The organism is Aquincola agrisoli, from assembly GCF_036621135.1.
GTDB lineage: Bacteria > Pseudomonadota > Gammaproteobacteria > Burkholderiales > Burkholderiaceae_C > Aquincola > Aquincola agrisoli.
Map to the genome: position 1 here is coordinate 387,854 of NZ_JAZIBG010000028.1, position 18,074 is coordinate 405,927.

The 18,074-nt window shown below is 70.9% G+C and carries 20 protein-coding genes and 1 tRNA gene; 11 read left to right on the top strand and 10 right to left on the bottom strand.

Annotated elements, in window-relative coordinates; all coding sequences use genetic code 11:
* Position 1: 1 nt before the first annotated feature.
* From recN to V4F39_RS13550, 3 genes are read left to right on the top strand one after another with little or no spacing between them, the layout of a single operon-like run.
* Complete coding sequence (recN, locus tag V4F39_RS13540) at positions 2-1,759, top strand: DNA repair protein RecN (RefSeq protein ID WP_332290030.1); 1,758 nt, start codon at positions 2-4, stop codon at positions 1,757-1,759.
* A 7-nt stretch (positions 1,760-1,766) separates the two neighbouring features.
* The gene (gene rapZ, locus V4F39_RS13545; RefSeq protein WP_332290032.1) at positions 1,767-2,705 is read left to right on the top strand and encodes an RNase adapter RapZ; all 939 of its coding nucleotides are present in this window, start codon (positions 1,767-1,769) and stop codon (positions 2,703-2,705) included.
* Positions 2,702-3,325: an LON peptidase substrate-binding domain-containing protein gene (locus tag V4F39_RS13550; protein WP_332290033.1), complete on the top strand. Its 624-nt coding sequence runs from the start codon at positions 2,702-2,704 to the stop codon at positions 3,323-3,325. Before rapZ ends, V4F39_RS13550 begins: the two co-directional genes overlap by 4 nt.
* An 11-nt stretch (positions 3,326-3,336) precedes the next feature.
* Here the strand turns inward: V4F39_RS13550 and mutY are convergent, their stop codons facing one another.
* The 3 genes from mutY to mutM form a co-directional block, all read right to left on the bottom strand.
* Positions 3,337-4,422 carry an A/G-specific adenine glycosylase gene (gene mutY, locus V4F39_RS13555; RefSeq protein WP_378234951.1) on the bottom strand — a complete coding sequence of 362 codons (1,086 nt, stop codon included), beginning with the start codon at positions 4,420-4,422 and terminating at the stop codon, positions 3,337-3,339.
* Positions 4,419-6,446, bottom strand: a complete 2,028-nt coding sequence (locus V4F39_RS13560; protein ID WP_332290034.1) for a dynamin family protein — start codon at positions 6,444-6,446, stop codon at positions 4,419-4,421. The genes mutY and V4F39_RS13560 overlap by 4 nt, the downstream gene beginning before the upstream one ends.
* A 136-nt stretch (positions 6,447-6,582) precedes the next feature.
* Positions 6,583-7,416 carry a bifunctional DNA-formamidopyrimidine glycosylase/DNA-(apurinic or apyrimidinic site) lyase gene (gene mutM / locus V4F39_RS13565; protein WP_332290036.1) on the bottom strand — a complete coding sequence of 278 codons (834 nt, stop codon included), beginning with the start codon at positions 7,414-7,416 and terminating at the stop codon, positions 6,583-6,585.
* 79 nt (positions 7,417-7,495) lie between these two features.
* Between mutM and V4F39_RS13570 the strand changes: the two genes are divergently transcribed.
* The 8 genes from V4F39_RS13570 (at position 7,496) to V4F39_RS13605 (ending at position 13,760) form a co-directional block, all read left to right on the top strand.
* Positions 7,496-9,325 carry a tetratricopeptide repeat protein gene (locus tag V4F39_RS13570; RefSeq protein ID WP_332290037.1) on the top strand — a complete coding sequence of 610 codons (1,830 nt, stop codon included), beginning with the start codon at positions 7,496-7,498 and terminating at the stop codon, positions 9,323-9,325.
* Positions 9,322-9,861 carry an outer membrane lipoprotein LolB gene (locus V4F39_RS13575; RefSeq protein ID WP_332290039.1) on the top strand — a complete coding sequence of 180 codons (540 nt, stop codon included), beginning with the start codon at positions 9,322-9,324 and terminating at the stop codon, positions 9,859-9,861. The genes V4F39_RS13570 and V4F39_RS13575 overlap by 4 nt, the downstream gene beginning before the upstream one ends.
* Positions 9,858-10,721: a 4-(cytidine 5'-diphospho)-2-C-methyl-D-erythritol kinase gene (gene ispE, locus V4F39_RS13580; protein WP_332290042.1), complete on the top strand. Its 864-nt coding sequence runs from the start codon at positions 9,858-9,860 to the stop codon at positions 10,719-10,721. The genes V4F39_RS13575 and ispE overlap by 4 nt, the downstream gene beginning before the upstream one ends.
* A gap of 34 nt (positions 10,722-10,755) precedes the next feature.
* Positions 10,756-10,832: transfer RNA gene (locus tag V4F39_RS13585), tRNA-Gln, on the top strand.
* Between the two features lie 73 nt (positions 10,833-10,905).
* Positions 10,906-11,853, top strand: coding sequence for a ribose-phosphate pyrophosphokinase (locus tag V4F39_RS13590; RefSeq protein ID WP_332290045.1), 948 nt, complete (start codon positions 10,906-10,908; stop codon positions 11,851-11,853).
* 81 nt (positions 11,854-11,934) lie between these two features.
* Positions 11,935-12,576, top strand: a complete 642-nt coding sequence (locus V4F39_RS13595; RefSeq protein WP_332290047.1) for a 50S ribosomal protein L25/general stress protein Ctc — start codon at positions 11,935-11,937, stop codon at positions 12,574-12,576.
* Positions 12,577-12,672: 96 nt separating this feature from the next.
* Positions 12,673-13,323, top strand: a complete 651-nt coding sequence (gene pth / locus V4F39_RS13600; protein ID WP_332290566.1) for an aminoacyl-tRNA hydrolase — start codon at positions 12,673-12,675, stop codon at positions 13,321-13,323.
* Positions 13,320-13,760 (top strand): hypothetical protein, encoded by a 441-nt coding sequence (locus V4F39_RS13605; protein WP_332290048.1) that lies wholly within the window; start codon positions 13,320-13,322, stop codon positions 13,758-13,760. Before pth ends, V4F39_RS13605 begins: the two co-directional genes overlap by 4 nt.
* Before the next feature lie 33 nt (positions 13,761-13,793).
* On the opposite strand, the gene V4F39_RS13610 is transcribed toward V4F39_RS13605, so the two are convergent.
* From V4F39_RS13610 to hisB, 7 genes are all read right to left on the bottom strand, one after another.
* Positions 13,794-14,060: a YfhL family 4Fe-4S dicluster ferredoxin gene (locus V4F39_RS13610; RefSeq protein WP_332290049.1), complete on the bottom strand. Its 267-nt coding sequence runs from the start codon at positions 14,058-14,060 to the stop codon at positions 13,794-13,796.
* 20 nt (positions 14,061-14,080) lie between these two features.
* Positions 14,081-14,584: a pantetheine-phosphate adenylyltransferase gene (gene coaD, locus V4F39_RS13615; RefSeq protein WP_332290050.1), complete on the bottom strand. Its 504-nt coding sequence runs from the start codon at positions 14,582-14,584 to the stop codon at positions 14,081-14,083.
* 42 nt (positions 14,585-14,626) lie between these two features.
* Positions 14,627-15,199, bottom strand: coding sequence for a 16S rRNA (guanine(966)-N(2))-methyltransferase RsmD (gene rsmD / locus V4F39_RS13620; protein WP_332290052.1), 573 nt, complete (start codon positions 15,197-15,199; stop codon positions 14,627-14,629).
* Positions 15,196-15,957 carry an imidazole glycerol phosphate synthase subunit HisF gene (gene hisF / locus V4F39_RS13625; protein WP_332290053.1) on the bottom strand — a complete coding sequence of 254 codons (762 nt, stop codon included), beginning with the start codon at positions 15,955-15,957 and terminating at the stop codon, positions 15,196-15,198. Before hisF ends, rsmD begins: the two co-directional genes overlap by 4 nt.
* A gap of 57 nt (positions 15,958-16,014) precedes the next feature.
* Complete coding sequence (gene hisA / locus V4F39_RS13630) at positions 16,015-16,755, bottom strand: 1-(5-phosphoribosyl)-5-[(5-phosphoribosylamino)methylideneamino]imidazole-4-carboxamide isomerase (RefSeq protein WP_332290054.1); 741 nt, start codon at positions 16,753-16,755, stop codon at positions 16,015-16,017.
* Positions 16,756-16,819: 64 nt separating this feature from the next.
* Positions 16,820-17,464, bottom strand: coding sequence for an imidazole glycerol phosphate synthase subunit HisH (gene hisH / locus V4F39_RS13635; protein ID WP_332290055.1), 645 nt, complete (start codon positions 17,462-17,464; stop codon positions 16,820-16,822).
* 3 nt (positions 17,465-17,467) lie between these two features.
* Positions 17,468-18,073 (bottom strand): imidazoleglycerol-phosphate dehydratase HisB, encoded by a 606-nt coding sequence (gene hisB / locus V4F39_RS13640; RefSeq protein ID WP_332290056.1) that lies wholly within the window; start codon positions 18,071-18,073, stop codon positions 17,468-17,470.
* Position 18,074 lies beyond the last annotated feature (1 nt).

Consider the following 18,074-nt stretch of genomic DNA (forward strand, 5'->3'; position numbering starts at 1 on the left):
CATGCTGCGCCGCCTGGCCCTGCGCGACTTCGTCATCGTCCCCGCCCTGGAGATCGACCTCGAGCCCGGCTTCTCCGTGCTCACCGGCGAGACTGGCGCGGGCAAGTCCATCCTGATCGACGCGCTGCAGCTGGCGCTGGGCAGCCGCGGCGATGCCGGCGTGGTGCGCGAAGGCGCCGCCCGCGCCGACATCACCGCCGAGTTCGACCTGCCTGCCTCGCTGGCCGGCTGGCTGGTGCAGGCGGGCTTCGATGCCGGCGCCGACGAAGGGTTGCTGCTGCTGCGCCGCTCGATCGACGCGCAGGGCAAGAGCCGGGCATGGGTCAACGGCAACGCGGCCACGCTGGCGCAGTTGCGTGAGGCCGCCGAGCACCTGCTCGACATCCACGGCCAGCACGCCTGGCAGAGCCTGACGCGGCCGGCGGCGGTGCGTGCGTTGCTGGATGCGCAGGCCGGCGTCGACCCCCGGCCGCTGGCTGATGCCTGGTCCGCGGTGCGTGCGGCGGCGGATGCGCTGGAAGCGGCGCGTGCGCAGCACGACGGCATCGAACGCGAACGGGAGCGGCTCGCCTGGCAGATCGGCGAGGTCGCCAAGCTCGCCCCGGGCGAGGGCGAATGGGACGAGATCAGCACCGAGCACCAGCGCTCTTCCCATGCGCAGGCGCTGCTCGACGCCGCGCGGCAGGCCCTCGACGCGGTCGCCGAGGCCGACACCAGCGCCGACGGCCTCACCTCGCGGGCCCTCGATGCGCTGGCCGACGTGGTGCACCACGATCCCCAGTTGGCCGACGTGATCGAGGTGCTGCGCGGCGCGCAGGCCCAGCTCGAGGACGCGGCGCACACGCTGCACGTCTACCTGGGCCGCACGGAGGTCGATCCGCAGCGGCTGGCCGCGCTCGACGAGCGCATGGGCGCCTGGATGAGCCTGGCGCGGCGCTACCGCCGCCCGCCGTCCGAACTGCCCGCGCTGCTCAGCCAATGGCGCGCCGAACTCGCCGCGCTCGACGCCGCGGCCGACCTCGAGGCGCTGCAGCGGGCCCATGAGGGAGCCCACCGCGCCTACCTCGACGAAGCCCGGCGCGTGAGCCGTGCCCGTGCGGCGGCCGCCGGCCCGCTGGGCGAGGCCGTGACGCTCGCCATGCAGCAGCTCGGCATGGGCGGCGGCCGCTTCGAGGTGGCGCTGCTGCCGCAGGAGGCTCCGCAGTCCTACGGCCTCGAGTCGGTGGAGTTCCGCGTCGCGGGGCATGCGGGCAGCACCCCGCGCGCACTGGCAAAAGTGGCCTCGGGCGGCGAGCTCTCGCGGCTCGCGCTGGCGATCGCAGTGACCACGGCGGCGCAGGACGACGAGGGCGCCGGCACCTTGATCTTCGACGAGATCGACGCAGGAGTCGGGGGCGCGGTTGCCGACACCGTGGGCCGGCTGATGAAGCAGCTCGGCCGGCGCCGCCAGGTGATGGCCGTGACGCACCTGGCGCAGGTCGCCGCCTGCGCCGACCGCCACTTCGTCGTGTCCAAGGCCGCGCAGCGCGGCATCACGACGAGCGACGTGCAGCCCGTGGCCGGCGAAGCCCGTGTGTCCGAGGTAGCACGCATGCTGGGTGGCGACCGCCTCGCCACCAGCCTGGCCCATGCAGAGCAGCTGCTGGCCCACGCGGGCCTGGCACCCGCCGCGGCGCCCGACGCTCCCGCCAGCCCGCTGCGCCGCAAGCCGGCGCGCAAGTCCGCCACCGCCTCGTCCCGCAACCGCTCACGCGCCTGAGTCCACCATGAGCCCATCCGCCGTGCCCGACACCGCCGACACGCCCAGCGCGATGCGCGAGGTGGTGCTCGTCACCGGCATCTCCGGCTCGGGCAAGTCGGTGGCGCTGCATGCGCTGGAAGACGCCGGCTACTTCTGCATCGACAACCTGCCGCCCGAACTGCTGCCGGCCTTCCTGAGCATCGAACGCAACCGCTTCGACCGCCGGGTGGCGATCGCCGTCGACGTGCGCAGCGCGGGCTCCCTGCCGCACCTGCTGCCGCTGCTCGACCGCCTGCGCGGCGAGGGCGTGGCGATCCGCGCGCTGTTTCTCGACGCCAGCACCGACGCGCTGGTGCGCCGCTTCTCCGAAAGCCGCCGGCCGCACCCCCTGTCGACGCTGCCGGCGGCCTCGCTGCCGGCCGGCACCGACCCGGCCAGCGACGGCCGGCGGGCGCTCGTCGACGCGATCGAGCTCGAGCGCGAGCTGCTGGCCGAGCTGCGCGAGGTGTCGACGGTCATCGACACCAGCCAGCTGCGGCCCGCGCAGCTGCGCCAGTGGCTGCGCGACCTGGTCGGCGCGCAGCGCGGCGGGCTGACGCTGGTGTTCGAGTCCTTCGCTTTCAAGCACGGCGTGCCGCTCGATGCGGACTATGTGTTCGACGTGCGGGTGCTGCCGAATCCTTTCTACATCCGCGAGCTGCGCCCGCTGACGGGCCGCGACGCCGGTGTCGCGGCCTACCTCGAGGCACAGCCCGAAGTGCCCGAGATGCTGCAGCAGATCGGCGACTTCATCGAGCGCTGGCTGCCGGCCTTTGAGGACGACCAGCGCAGCTACCTCACGGTGGCCATCGGCTGCACCGGCGGCCAGCACCGCTCGGTCTATCTGGCGGAACAGCTCTCCCGCCGATTCGCCGCACGCAGCGCCACGCTGCTGCGCCACCGCGAACTGGACGCACGCGAGTGAACGACGCCATCCCGCTGTTTCCGCTGCAGACGGTGCTGTTCCCCGGCGGGCGGCTCAACCTCAAGGTCTTCGAGGCGCGGTACCTCGATATGGTGGGCAACTGCCTGCGGCAGGCCTGCCCGTTCGGCGTCGTGTGCCTGACGGCCGGGGGCGAAGTGCACCGCAAGGAAAAGGCCGCCGAGGGTGGGCGCGTGCGCTTCGAGGACACCGGCGTCCTGGCCCGCATCGATGAGGTGGATGCGGACCAGGCCGGCATCCTCCACATCCGCTGCAGCGGACTGCAGCGGTTTTCGCTCGGCGAGCGCAGCCAGCAGGCCGACGGGCTGTGGCTCGCGGACGTCTCGCCGCTGCCCGACGACGAGCGGCTGCCGCCGCCCGATGACCTGCAGGCCAGCGTGAAATCGCTGCGCGAGGCGATCGACGCGATGCGCCGGCAAGGGGCGGAGCCCTTCATTCCGCCCTATCGCTTCGACGAGGCCGGCTGGGTCGCCAACCGGTGGTGCGAGATCCTGCCGGTCTCGCTGGCGGCCAAGCAGCGCCTGATGGTGCTCGACGACCCGCTCGCGCGGCTGCGGCTGGTCGACGAGTTCCTGCGCAACCAGGGCGTGGTCGACGGCTGACAATGGCGCGGCTACGCCGCCGCGGCGAGCAGCTTGCGGATCGGTGCCGGCAGCCCCAGCCCCAGCGCCTCGGCCCGCGTGAACCACCGGCCCGCCGGCAAGGCCGACTCGATCTCCGCCAGCGCCGGCCCCTGCAGTGCCGCGGGCAGCACGTGCTGCCACGGCTGCAGTGCCCAGTCGAAATGCGTCAGCACATGCTCGAAGGCCGGCAGCGCCGTACCCTGGCCTGGCCAGGACCGGCTGTGCGCCATCGGCAGCGCAAGCTCGTCGTACAGCGGCAGGCTCCACAGCCCGGCCCACACGCCGGTCGCGGGGCGCTGGACCAGCCACACCCGCTCGCCCTGCTGCAGCCACAGCAGCGCGTTGCTGCGCCGGCCGCGCTTGAGCTTGCGTGTCTTGACCGGATAGCGCTCGGGCAGGCCTTCGCGCTGCGCCACGCACACCGGCTGCAGCGGGCACAGCAGGCACTGCGGCCGGCGCACGCTGCACACGCCCGCGCCGAGGTCCATCAGGCCCTGCGTGTAGGCCTCGACGCCGGTGGCCGGCAACAGCGCCTCGGCCTCGCGCCACAGCGCGCGCTCCTCGGCGGCGAGCGCCAGGTCACCGCCAAAACCCAGGGCCCTCGACAGCACCCGCTTGACGTTGCCGTCGAGGATGGCCGCGCGTTCCCCGAAGCAGAAGGCGGCGATGGCGGCCGCGGTCGACCGGCCGATGCCGGGCAAGGTCGCCAGCAACGCGCTGCTGGCGGGGAATGCGCCGCCGTGCACCGCCACCACCGCCTGCGCGCAACGGTGCAGGTTGCGGGCGCGGCTGTAGTAGCCCAGCCCGCTCCACAACGCGAGCACGTCGTCCAGCGGCGCGGCCGCCAGCGCCCGGACGTCCGGGAACCGGTCCAGGAACCGGGGGTAGTAGGCCAGCACCGTGCTGACCTGCGTCTGCTGCAGCATGATTTCCGAGAGCCACACGCGGTAGGGGTCGCGGGTGCCCTGCCAGGGCAGGCCATGGCGGCCATGGGCGCGCTGCCAAGCGACCACCCGCTCGGCGATGCCGCCCGGCGGCAGCGCGCCGGCGGCGGCGGGGTCGACGACGGCGCTCACCCGGCGACCGCTTGGCTGTGTTCGCTGCGCACCGGGGGCATGCGGGCCGGCGGCGGGCTCTCGTCGGCGAAGGCCAGCGGGATGTCGACCGGCGCCGACAGGTGCCGCGCCCGCTCGCGCAGCAACGCCGCCTGGGCCTGCACATGCTCGCCCACCGCCTGCCAATGCAGATCCTGTGCCTCCAGCTCGGTGATCCGCTGCGCCAGTTCGCCGGCCGCGCCGTGCGCACGCTCCAGCGTCTCGCGGCGGCGCTGGAACGCCCGGCGCCGGTCGCGCAGTTGGACATCGACCTGCGTCGTCGCGGTGTGGCTCCAGCGCTGCAGATCGCCGACGGCCTGTTCGAGGATCACCTCCAGCTTGGACAGCAGCATGCGGCGGAACTGGTCCATCTGCCGGCCGTCGCCCAGCCGCAACGCATAGGGCAGGCCCAGGTAGCGGCCGTAGTTGCGCTCGATCAGGTCGATCTCCGCCAGCGCCTGGCCCTGCGAGGGTGCCGCGCCCGGCGCCAGCGCGAAGCCGAATTCGCTGTTGAGCTGCTGGTAGCTGGCGGTGAGCATGGCCTGCATCTCGGCGCCCTGGTCCGCGGCCCGGTGCAGCAGCATGCGCAGCCGTACGCACAGCGCGGCGAACGCCTTGCGGGCATGGAGGTTCAGTAGCCGCCCCGTGGCCTCCGACTGCATGCGGGTAACCTCCTCGCGCAGCCGCTCGGCCGACAGCAGCCGCGCCACATCGCCGACCAGCCGGCCCTGCACCGAGCGCAGCGCGGCCAGGCGCGAGGTGCAGCGCTCGAACTCCTGTGCTTCGGCGTCGAGGCGGTCGATCGTCCACTGGACCTTGGCCGCGCTCTTGCCGCGAACGTCGCGCAACTCCTGGAGCTGCTCGTGGAGCTGGCGGCGCTGGTCGGCCACCCGCCGCAGGGCCTGCGTCTCGACGGTGGTGCAGCCATCGCAGACCAGTCCGGCCAGTACCTCGTGCCGGCGCGGCAGCAGCCGGTCGACCAGCGCCTCCTCCAGCGCCGGCAGGCCGCCCGCGGCATCGTCGGCCTGCGCTGGCTCGATGCGGCTGGTCAGCGCCTGGCGGGCCGACAGCGGGAAGACGCCCGACACCGGCACGTCGAGGGTCTGCGCGACGGTGGCGCACTGGCGGTCGATCTGCGCCTGCACCGCATCCGGCGGCAGCAGCGGATCGGCCAGCGTATCTATCTTGTTGAGCACGACGTAGCGCGCCGCGCCCAGCCCCCCGAGGTGATCGCGCCAGACAGCCAGCTCGGACTGCGTGACGCCGGTGTCGGCACTCAGCACGAACACCACCGCATGGGCGCTGGGCAGCAGGGAGAGCGTGAGTTCCGGCTCCGCGCCCACGGCATTCAGGCCGGGCGTGTCTAGCACGATCAGTCCGCGGCGCAGCAGCGGATGCGGGTAGTTGACGACCGCATGCCGCCACGCGGGGATCTCGACGAGGCCGTCGGCCCGCGTCGGCAGCCCGCTGCCCTCCTGCGCATCCTCCTCGTGCGGCACCAGGCCCAGCGCCCTTGCCTCGGCGAGCGGCACGGCCTTGGTCCGGGTGAGTTCCTGCAGCGCCTCGGCCATGCGCTCCGGCGCGTCGGCATCCAGGCGCATGCGCTGCCACAGCGCGGGTTGCGCGCGCAGCTCCGACAGCGGCGTGGCGTCGCCGCGCGTCTCGATCGGCAGCAGCGCCAGCAGCGGCGGCAGCGCTGCGTCGTGGCCCAGCTCGACCGGGCACATCGTCGTGCGGCCGGGCGACGCCGGCAGGATCCGGCGGCCGGTGTCCGCGAAGAAGATGGCGTTGATCAGTTCCGACTTGCCCCGGGAGAACTCGGCCACGAACGCCACCACCAGCTGCTCGCCGGCCAAGCGCGCCCGCAGGGTGGCCAGCACCTGCGACAGGCTGGCATCGAGCAGGCCGTCCGCGGCCAGCGCTTCCTGGAAGGCGACCGCCTGCTGCTCCAGGCCCTGCCGCCAATCGGCCTGGGCATCGAGGTGGCGGGCAAAGGTGAATTCCATGCGGCGTGGGGCAGTGCGAACGGGCTGGCAAGCGGGGGAAGGGCCGGCTGGCGCGGCCCGGACGGCCGGGCAGCAGGCATCGGTCGATGCTAGCGCATGGCCGAACGCCGCCTGCGGCGCCACGGCCGCCCACGTGCTACCGCTTTTGACACGCGGCGCAGAAGAAGGTCGAGCGCTGGGCTTGCACCAGCCGCCGGACCGGCGCTGCGCAACGGGGGCAGGGCTGGGCCTCGCGCCCGTACACACGCGCTTGCAACTGAAACTGGCCGTCCATGCCGTGGGCATCGCGGAAGTCCCGCAGCGTCGAGCCGCCCAGCGCCAACGCGCTGGCCAGCGTCTGGCGCACGGCCGCCAGCAGCCGCGCCGCCCGCGGACGGCTGATGCGATCGGCAGGCAGCCGGGGATCGATGCCGGCCTCGAAGAGCGCCTCGCACGCGTAGATGTTGCCGGCACCGACGATCACCTCGCCTGCGAGCAGCACCGCCTTGATCGGCGTGCGGCGGCGTTGCAGCGCCGCATGGAAGCGCTCCGGCGTCAGCGCCTCGTCAAACGGCTCGTGCCCGAGGCCGGCCAGCAGCCGCGCGGCCATGCCGCCGTCGAGCGCGGGCGCCCAGACGACGGCGCCGAACCGCCGGGGATCGGTCAGCCTCAGCAGGCCCAGCGAGGTGTGCAGATCGAAGTGGTCGTGCCGCCCCGCCGCAGCCGGTTCGCCCGCGGTGAACGCGAGCGAGCCCGACATGCCGAGGTGCAGCAGCAGCCCCCCCGCCGGCTCCTCCGGCAGCGCCAGCGGCAGCCACAGGTACTTGCCTCGCCGCAGGGTCTCGCCCACGGTGGCGCCGACGAGTTCGGCGGGTTCACGCCCCAGAGGCCAGCGCAGCGGCGCCCCCAGGCGCAGCGATTGCACGCGGGCGCCGGCGATGCGCTGCGCGAAGCTGCGGCGGGTGACTTCGACTTCCGGCATTTCAGGCATGCCGGAATTGTGGAGCGCCCCGCCCTTCACCGAGCGTTGACACGCGCATGTCTAGAATCCGCCCGCTCAAGGAGTTGCGATGCTTGCCCTCTCACCGCGGTGGCGTGCCGCAACCCGCCACGCCCTCGTCGCCGCGCTGCTCGCCGCCGGTGCCGTACAGGCCCAGACGGTTCCCGCCCCCCCTGCCGCCGCAGCCTCCGCGCCACCGGTCAATTCGACGCTGGATGCGCCGCTGTTCTATCAGCTGCTGGTCGGCGAGATCGAACTGCGCAGCGGCCAGGCCGGCACGGCCTACCAGGTGCTGCTCGATGCCGCGCGTCGCTCGCGGGACGAGCAGCTGTTCCGCCGCGCGGTCGAAATTGCGCTGCAGGCCCGTGCGGGCGACCAGGCGCTGACGGCCGCCAAGGCCTGGAACACCGCGTTGCCCGAATCCGCGGAGGCCTTGCGCTACCAGATCCAGTTGCTGATGGCGATGAACCGGCAGGCGGAGGTGGCCGAGCCGCTGCGCACCCTGCTGGCGCAGACGCCCGTCGTCGAGCAGCCGGGGATGATCGCGTCGATGCCGCGCTTTTTCCAGCGCGCACCCGACCGCAAGCAGGTCGTGGAGCTCTTCGAGCAGATCCTGCCGCCCTACCTGGATGCCGTCGGCACGCGCAGCGCAGCCCGCGTCGCACTCGGCCGCGCCTGGCTCGCCGCCGGCGATGCCCCCCGCGCCCTGACGCTGGCGCGCCGGGCCCAGGTCGACGACCCGACCCTGCCCGGCCCCGCGCTGCTCGCGCTCGAGCTGCTGCCCGGCCAGCCCGATGCGCAGCGCATCGTCGAGAACTACCTGCAGCAGCCGAAGGCGGAGCCCGCCGTGCGGCTGGCCTACGTGCGGGTGCTCAGCGGCGCGCAGCGCTACGCCGACGCCGTGGCGCAACTCGAGATCGTCACCCGCGCGCAGCCCGAGGTGGCGGCGCCCTGGCTGACGCTGGGTGCGCTGCACCTCGAGCTGCGCCACCCGCAGCAGGCCCAGGAAGCGCTGGAGCGCTTCGTCGCGCTGCGGCAGGCGGCGCCGCCGCCGGACGCCGCCAAGGCGCCCGAGGTCCACGATCCGTCCGTCATCGAGACCGACGAGGATCCGGCGACGGCGGGGGAAGACGGCGACCTCGTGCAGGCGTGGCTGCTGCTCGCGCAGGTGGCGGAGCAGCGAGGCGACCTGCAGGCGGCCGAGGCCTGGCTGTCGAAGGCCGACAGCCCGCAGCGTGCGCTGGAGGTGCAGGCACGCCGCGCGATGCTCGTCGCGCGCCAGGGCCGCGTGGCCGAGGCGCGCGCAATGATCCGCGCCACCCCCGAACGCCAGCCGGACGACGCGCGCGCCAAGGTGCTGGCGGAATCGCACATGCTGCGCGAACTGAAGCTCTGGCGCGAGGCCCATGAGGTGCTGGCGGCGGCGAACGTGCGCCAGCCCGACGACGTCACGCTGCTGTACGAGCAGGCGATGATGGCCGAGAAGGTCGGCCGCACCGACGAGATGGAGCAGCTGCTGCGCAGGGTCATCGACCTGAAGCCCGACCATGCACACGCGTACAACGCGCTCGGCTACTCGCTGGCCGACCGCAACCAGCGCCTGCCCGAGGCGCGTGACCTGATCGCGAAGGCACTGTCGCTGTCGCCCGGCGACCCCTTCATCACCGACAGCCTCGGCTGGGTCGAGTACCGGCTGGGCAACCGCGCCGAGGCGCTGCGCCTGCTGCGCGCGGCGTTCAGCGCCCGCCCCGACCCCGAGATCGCCACCCACCTCGGCGAAGTGCTGTGGTCGCAGGGCGAGCAGGAAGAAGCCCGCCGCCTGTGGCGCGAGGCGCAGGCGCGCGATGCGGACAACGAAGTCCTGCGCGAGACGCTGGCGCGGCTGAAGGTGGACCTTTGAAGGCGCGGGCGGCTTTTGGCCTGCTCGCCCTGGCCTGGCTGGCCGGCTGCGCCACCTTGCGCGACGACGCAGGCAGCGACGGCTCGATCAGCGGCCGGCTGGCGGTGCAGATCGCCGAGCCCGCGGACCGGCCCGGCGACGCCCGCAACGTCAGCGCGCAGTTCGAATTGCGCGGAGACGCCGCGCTCGGCGAACTCAACCTCAGCGGCCCGCTGGGCAACACGCTCGCGCAGGCGCGCTGGCAGCAGGGGCAGGCCGAACTGCTGACCACCCAGGGCACGCGGCGCTTCGACAGCCTGGACGCGATGTCGCAGGAGATGCTGGGCGAACCCCTGCCGCTGGCGGCACTGATCGAATGGCTGCGAGGTCGGCCCTGGGCCGCCGCCGTCAGCCACGCCAACGACGCCGGCTTCGAGCAGCTCGGCTGGCAGATCGACCTGAGCCGCTACGCCGAAGGCTGGCTGACCGCGCGCCGCGCCCAGCCGCCGGCCACCACCGTGCGCGTGAGGCTCGATCGCAGCGCCGCCGTGCCATGAGCGTGCCCGCCTCCCTGCTGGACGTTCCGGCCCCGGCCAAGCTCAACCTCTTCCTGCACATCACCGGCCGCCGCGCCGACGGCTACCACCTGCTGCAGTCGGTCTTCGTGCTGATCGACTGGTGCGACACGCTGCACTTCGAGCGCCGCAGCGATGGCCGGCTGCAGCGCCACGACCTCGGCCCCGCGCTGCCGGCGGACGACCTGAGCCTGCGCGCGGCCCGCCTCCTGCAGGCCCGCAGCGGCTGCACCCTGGGCGCAGACATCTCGGTCGACAAGCAGGTGCCCTGGGGTGCGGGCATGGGCGGCGGCAGCTCCGACGCGGCCACCACGCTGCTCGCGCTCAACCGCCTCTGGGGGCTGGGCTGGCCGCGCGAGCGGTTGCTGGCGCTGGCGCCCGAACTGGGCGCGGACGTGCCCTTCTTCGTCGGCGGCGACAACGCCCTCGTCGAAGGCATCGGGGAGGTGCTCCATCCCATCGACGTGCCGGCACAGCGCTTTGTCGTGGTCAAACCACAGGCTTCGATCGCCACCGCAGAAATCTTTGCGCATCCATTGCTGACACGCGACACAAAGCTGGCTATACTCCGAGGCTCTCTTGCAGATACCGGCTTCGGCCACAACGACCTGCAGCCCCCGGCTGAAGCGCGTTGCCCCGAAGTGGCCCAGGTGGCGCGGTGGCTGGTAGACCGCTACGGCAACAGCCGGATGACGGGCTCAGGCAGCGCAGTGTTTGCGAGGGTGGATGCAGGCAAGAACGCCCCGCCTTTGGCGATCGATCTGACGGACCTTCCGGCAGACTGGGTGGGACGGGAATGCCGAAGTCTGGCCAGCCACCCGCTGCGGGGCTGGGCAGATTGAGTTTCAAGGGAGCAGCGCAAGCTGCTTCCTGTGTAGGGGAGTCGCCAAGTTGGTCAAGGCATCGGATTTTGATTCCGACATGCGAGGGTTCGAGTCCTTCCTCCCCTGCCAAACCATTTGATCATCCACTGATCGCCGTCCTGTTCATCCGCCGCCGCCAGGGTTCGCCGTGCTTTTCAACACCATGCTTTTCACGGGGAACGCGAACCCCGTGCTGGCCAAGGAAATCGCCACCCACCTCGGCACGGAGCTCGGCAAGGCCAGTGTCGGCCGCTTCTCCGACGGGGAAGTGACGGTCGAGATCCAGCAGAACGTCCGTGCCCGCGACGTTTTCGTCGTGCAGTCCACCTGCGCCCCGACGAACGAGAACCTGATGGAACTCCTGATCATGACGGATGCGTTGAAGCGCGCCAGCGCGCGCCGCATCACCGCCGTGATCCCGTACTTCGGCTATGCCCGCCAGGACCGCCGCCCGCGCTCCACCCGCGTGCCGATCAGCGCGAAGGTCGTCGCCAACCTGCTGGAAACCGTGGGTGTCGAGCGTGTGCTGACAATGGACCTTCACGCCGACCAGATCCAGGGCTTTTTCGACATCCCGGTCGACAACATCTACGCCTCGCCGGTGCTGCTGGCCGACGTGCAGGCCAAGCGCTACCCCGACCTCGTGGTCGTGTCGCCGGACGTCGGCGGCGTGGTGCGTGCACGGGCACTGGCCAAGCAGCTCGGCTGCGACCTTGCCATCATCGACAAGCGTCGCCCGAAGGCCAACGTCTCCGAGGTCATGCACGTGATCGGTGAGATCGAAGGCCGCAACTGCGTGATCATGGACGACATGATCGACACCGCCGGCACGCTGGTGAAGGCCGCCGAGGTGCTGAAGGAGCGCGGCGCCAAGAGCGTCTACGCCTACTGCACGCACGCGGTGTTCTCCGGCCCGGCGATCGACCGCATCCAGAACTCCCAGCTCGACGAGGTGGTGATCACGAACACCATCCCGCTGTCCGAGGCCGGCCAGGCCTGCAAGAAGATCCGCCAGCTCTCGGTGGCCTTCCTGTTCGCCGAGACGATCCGCCGCATCTCCGACGGTGAATCGGTCACCTCGCTTTTCGCGGAACAGAACAGCAACTTCTGATCCGCTTCGCCGCAGTGCCCTCCAGGGCCTGCTCAACCGGGGCGCCTGGTCGCGGGCGCCCTCACTTTCTGGAGTGAAACCATGAAATTCGTCGCTTTCGAGCGCACGCTGCAGGGGACCGGAGCGAGCCGCCGCCTGCGTACCGCCGGCAAGGTGCCGGGCATCGTCTACGGCGCCGGTGAACCGGCGCAGATCGAGCTCGATCACAACGCCCTCTTCTTCGCGCTGAAGAAGGAAGCCTTCCACTCGTCGATCCTCGAGATGGAACTCGGCGGCCAGACGCAGAAGGTGCTGCTGCGCGACTTCCAGATGCACCCCTGGAAGCAGATCGTGCTGCATGTGGACTTCCAGCGCGTCGACGAGCGCACCCGCATCAAGAAGAAGGTGCCGCTGCACTTCATCAATGAAGAAAACTCGCCGGCCATCAAGACCGACAAGCTGCTGATCAACCACGTGGCCACCGAACTCGAGATCGAGTGCCTGGCCGCCCAGCTGCCCGAGCACATCACGGTGGACCTCGGCACGCTGGAGAAGGGCCAGTCGCTGCACGTCAACGACCTGAAGCTCGACAAGAACGTCAAGGTCGTGCTGCGTGGCAAGAAGAACCCGGTGATCGCCGCCGTGACGGTGCCGGTGGTCGAAGAAGAAGTCATCGCCGCCCCGGTCGTGGCCGCGCCCGCCAAGGGCAAGGCCAAGAAGAACGAAAAGCAGAACCAGAAGTAAGCTGCGGCGGCCGCGGTCGCCAGCGCATCTGCTCTGCCTCGAAGCCCCGCCCGCGCGGGGCTTCTTTCATTCCGGCCTTCCAACTCCTTCATGACGATGATCAAACTGCTCGTCGGCCTGGGCAATCCAGGTCCGGAATACGACGCCACCCGCCACAACGCCGGCTTCTGGTGGATCGACGCCGTGGCTCGGCGCTTCAACACGACGCTGCAGCCCGAGCGGGGCTACCACGGGCTGGTAGCACGCGTGAACCGGCCGCTGCCGGGCGTCGAAGGACCGATCTGGCTGCTCGAGCCGCAGACCTACATGAACCTGTCGGGAAAGTCGGTCGCCGCGCTGGCTCGGTTCTTCAAGATCGCGCCGGAAGAGATCCTCGTCGCGCATGACGAACTCGACCTGCTGCCGGGACAGATGAAGCTCAAGCAGGGCGGCAGCCACGCGGGGCACAACGGGCTGCGGGACATGATCGCGCAGCTGGGCAGCCCCAACTTCTGGCGACTGCGGCTGGGCATCGGGCACCCTGGCGTGAAGGCGGAGGTCGTCAACTACGTGCTGAAGAAGCCGTCACCCACGGACCGCGAGGCGATCGAGCAATGCGTCACGAAATCGATCGAGGCGATCGATCTGCTCGTGACCGGCGAAATGGAGCGCGCAATGATCAAAATCCACGCCAAGCCGCCGCGTCCCAAGCCCCCGAAGCCGGCGCCCGCGGCAGGCCCCGCCCCCGAGCCTGGAGAGTCCCCATGAACTGCAGCCCGCCGTCGACGAGGATCAGGAATCTGGCGCTGCTGGCGCTGGTCGGTGTCCTCGGCCCGGTGGGCGCCCAGCCGATCTACCGTTGCGGGCCGGAGCGCAACGTATATGCCCAGCAGCCCTGCGCGGACGGCGTGCCCATCACGGCGGACGATCGCCGCAGCGACACCCAGCGCCGGGAGGCCGAGCAGACCGCAGCTCGCGAGGCCGACCATGCGCAGCAGCTGCGGCATGAGCGCCTGGAACGCGAGGCCCGGGACGCCGCCGCACTGCGTGGCCAGCGGGCCGTGGCGATCCGGGGTGTACCGGAGACACAACCCTCGGCATCGACCACCGACGCCTGGCGCAAGTCGCCTTCGGCCAAGCCCAAGAAGCCGAAACGCCCGACAGGCTCGAAAAAGAAGCGAGCCGCCCGGGAAGAAGCCGCCTGAGATCGCGGCGCGCGAGGCGCCGATGCGCCCGGCTCAGCCGGCCGCCGCCGCAGCCTCGGCCTGCAGCCGCCGGTACTTGGACCACAGCGACTCGCGCGACTCCTCGTGCTGCGGATTCACCGGGATGCATTCGACGGGGCACACCTGCACGCACTGCGGCTCGTCGAAGTGGCCCACGCACTCCGTGCAGCGGCCAGGGTCGATCACATAGAACGCCTCGCCCATCGAGATGGCCTGGTTGGGGCACTCGGGCTCGCACACATCGCAATTGATGCATTCGTCGGTGATCATCAGTGCCATGGCGGCCTGCCTGTCCTTCGCTATTCCCGGGGCTGGGCCACGCGGGTCTTGAGCCTCTCGAGCACGGAGGGTGCCACGAACTTGGAGACATCACCGCCAAGGGTGGCAATTTCACGCACGAAGGTGCCGCTGACGAACTGGAACTGGTCGCTGGGCGTCAGGAACAGCGTCTCCACGTCGGGCATCAGCTGCCGGTTCATGCCGGCCATCTGGAACTCGTACTCGAAGTCGCTCACCGCGCGCAAGCCTCGCACCACCACGGTGCCGCCGTTCTCCACCACGAAGTCTCGCAGCAGGCCGCGGAAGGCGATCACCTCGACGTTGGGATACGGCGCGGCCAGCTCGCGTGCGATGTCCAGCCGCTCGTCGACGCTGAACATCGTGCGCTTGTGGTGGCCGGCCGCCACCGCCAGGATGAGCCGCTCGAACAGCCGGCTGGCGCGGCGCATCAAGTCCTCATGCCCCAGCGTCATCGGGTCGAAGGTGCCGGGGTAGACGGCGGTCAGGCGGGTCGCGGAAGTCACGCTGCACTCCTCGGTGTCGGCAGGGTCGGCGGGGGGCGCAGTTTAGCGGTCGCGCAGCATCAGGTGGGCATGGACCGCGCCGGCGCGCAACTGGCGGTGCAGGCTGAAGCCGGGCGGTGGCGGCGCAGCTTCGGCCGACTCGAGGTACAGCCAGCCGCCCGGCGCGACCAGCGGTGCCGCGGCGGCCAGCGCCGGCCCGCTGAGGCCGGCCTCGAAGGGCGGGTCCAGCAGTACCAGATGGAAGCTGCCCTTCGCAGCCTGGGCCATCCAGGCGAGCGCATCGGCCTGCTGGATGCGCAGCGCCGCGGCCTCCAGGCGCTGCTGCGCCTGCCGCAGCAGCCGCACCAGGTCACGCTCCCGCTCCAGCAGCGTCACCTCCGCCGCACCGCGCGACGCCGCCTCGAAGCCGAGGGCACCGCTGCCCGCGAAGGCGTCGAGCACCCGCCAGCCGGTGAGGTCCTGTCCCAACCAGTTGAACAGCGTCTCGCGCACCCGGTCCGGCGTCGGCCGCAGGCCGGGCCTGTCGAGCACGGCCAGCTTGCTGCGCTTCCACTGCCCGCCGACGATGCGCACCTCGTGCGGCGGCGATCGGCGTCCGGCCGGCCGGACGGTCATGTGCGAACCGGGATGCCGCGCGAGCGCATCAGCGCCTTCGCTTCGCCGACGGTGTGCTGCCCGTAGTGGAAGATGCTGGCGGCCAATACCGCATCGGCGCCGCCCTGCTGGATGCCGTCGACCAGGTGCTCCAGCGCGCCCACGCCGCCCGAGGCGATCACCGGCACCGGCACCGCATCGCTGACGGCCCGCGTCAGGGCCAGGTCGAAGCCGATCTTGGTCCCATCGCGGTCCATGCTGGTCAGCAGGATCTCGCCGGCGCCGTGGTCGGCCATCTGCCTCGCCCAGGCCACGGCATCGAGGCCGGTGTTCTTGCGGCCGCCATGGGTGTAGACATCCCAGCCGCTGCCGTCAGGCCGGGCCTTGGCGTCGATCGCGACGACGATGCATTGCGAGCCGTACTTGTCCGAGGCGTCGCGGATCACCTGGGGATCGGCCACGGCGGCCGAGTTGAAGCTGACCTTGTCCGCCCCCGCGTTCAGCAAGCGGCGCACGTCGGCGACCGTGCGCACGCCGCCGCCGACCGTCAGGGGAATGAAGACCTGCGAGGCCACCGCCTCGATGATGTGCAGGATCAGGTCGCGGCCGTCGGAGGTCGCGGTGATGTCGAGGAAGGTGAGCTCGTCGGCGCCCTGCTCGTTGTACCGCGCGGCGATCTCGACCGGATCACCCGCGTCGCGCAGTTCGACGAAGTTGACGCCCTTGACGACCCGTCCGCCGGTGACGTCGAGGCAGGGAATGATGCGTTTGGCAAGCATGGCAGCGGACAGTGGAAGCGGCGGATTATCGGGCGGGCGCCGCGGCCCGGCGCCGCGTCAGCCGCCGAGCTCGTCGGCGCGCCGCTGCGCCTCGGCGAAATCGAGCGAGCCGGTGTAGATCGAGCGGCCGCAGATCACGCCCTCGACGCCCTCGCCTTCCACCGCGCACAGGCGCTCGATGTCCGCGAGGTCGGACAGGCCGCCGGAGGCGATCACGGGGATCGTCAGCGCCTGCGCGAGCTTGACGGTGGCCTCGATGTTCACGCCGGTGAGCATGCCGTCGCGGCCGATGTCGGTGTAGATGATGCCTTCGACGCCGTAGTCCTCGAACTTCTTCGCGAGGTCGATCACCTCGTGGCCGGTGAGCTTGCTCCAGCCGTCGGTGGCGACCTTGCCGTCCTTGGCATCAAGGCCAACGATGATGTGGCCGCCGAAGGCGCTGCAGGCGTCCTTCAGGAAACCGGGGCTCTTCACGGCCGCCGTCCCGATGATGACGTACGACAGGCCGTCGTCGAGGTAGCGCTCGATGGTGTCGAGGTCGCGGATGCCCCCGCCGAGCTGCACGGGGATGTCGTCGCCGACCTCCGCCAGGATCGCCTTGATCGCCGGCTCGTTGACCGGCTTGCCCGCGAACGCACCGTTCAGGTCGACCAGGTGCAGGCGCCGCGCACCGGCGTCCAGCCAGCGGCGCGCCATCTCGGCGGGGTTGTCGCCGAAGGTGGTGCTGTCGTTCATGTCGCCTTGCTTGAGGCGCACGCACTTGCCGTCTTTCAGGTCGATGGCCGGGATGAGCAGCATGACGGGTTCAACTGAGGATGAAAAGGAGGGGAGCTTCGCAGAGGATGCCTGCGCGAGAAGGGTGTCAGGGCTTCCAGTGGAGGAAGTTGCGGTACAGGGCCAGGCCGTGTGCAGCGCTCTTCTCGGGGTGGAACTGCGTGGCAAAAATGTTATCGCGCGCTACCGCCGAGGTAAAGCGGATGCCGTACTCGGTTTCGCCGACGCTGTGATGCGGATCGGAGGGGCGTGCGTGGAAGCTGTGGACGAAGTAGAAGTACGCCCCGTCCGGCACGCCTGCCCACACCGGATGCGGCTTCTGGAAAACCTGGTTCCAGCCCATCTGGGGCACCTTGTAGCGGCTGCCGTCGGGCTGACGCTGCCCATCGAGCCGGAAGCGCAGGCAGTTCCCGGGGAAGAGCCCCAGGCCCGGCGTATCCTGCTCCTCGCTGTGGTCGAGCAGCATCTGCATGCCGACGCACACGCCCATCAGCGGCTTGCCGGCGGCCGCCTCCAGCACGGCCTCCTGCAGCCCCGACTCACGCAGCTCGCGCATGCAGTCGCGCATCGCGCCCTGGCCGGGCAGCACGACGCGCTCGGCGGCACGCACCTCCTCCGGCCGCGAGGTCACGACGACGTTCGCGTCGGTCCCTTGCGCCACATGCATGACGGCCTGCGACACCGAGCGCAGGTTGCCCATCCCATAGTCGACGACGGCGATCAGTCTGGCCACGGCTTACAGGCTCCCCTTGGTGGACGGGATCACGCCCGCCGAGCGCGGATCGATCGCCATCGCCATGCGCAACGCACGGCCGAAGGCCTTGAACACCGTCTCGCACTGGTGGTGCGCGTTGATACCCTTCAGGTTGTCGATGTGCAGCGACACCAGTGCGTGGTTCACGAAGCCCTGGAAGAACTCGTAGGTGAGCTGGGTGTCGAAGCCGCCGATCGCGCCGGCGGTGAACGGGATGTGCAGGTGCAGCCCGGGCCGGCCGGAAAAATCGACCACGACGCGCGACAGCGCCTCGTCGAGCGGCACGTAGCTGTGACCGTAGCGCACCAGCCCCTTCTTGTCGCCCACGGCCTGCGCCACCGCCATGCCCAGCGTGATGCCGACGTCCTCCACGGTATGGTGGCCGTCGATGTGCAGGTCGCCTTCACACTCGATGTCGAGGTCGACCAGCCCGTGGCGGGCCACCTGGTCGAGCATGTGGTCGAAGAAGCCGATGCCGGTGGCGAGCTTGGCCTCGCCGGTGCCGTCGAGGTTGACGCGCACGCGGATCCGCGTTTCCTTGGTGTTGCGGGTGACTTCGGCCACCCGGGGCGCCGGGGTCGTGTTCATC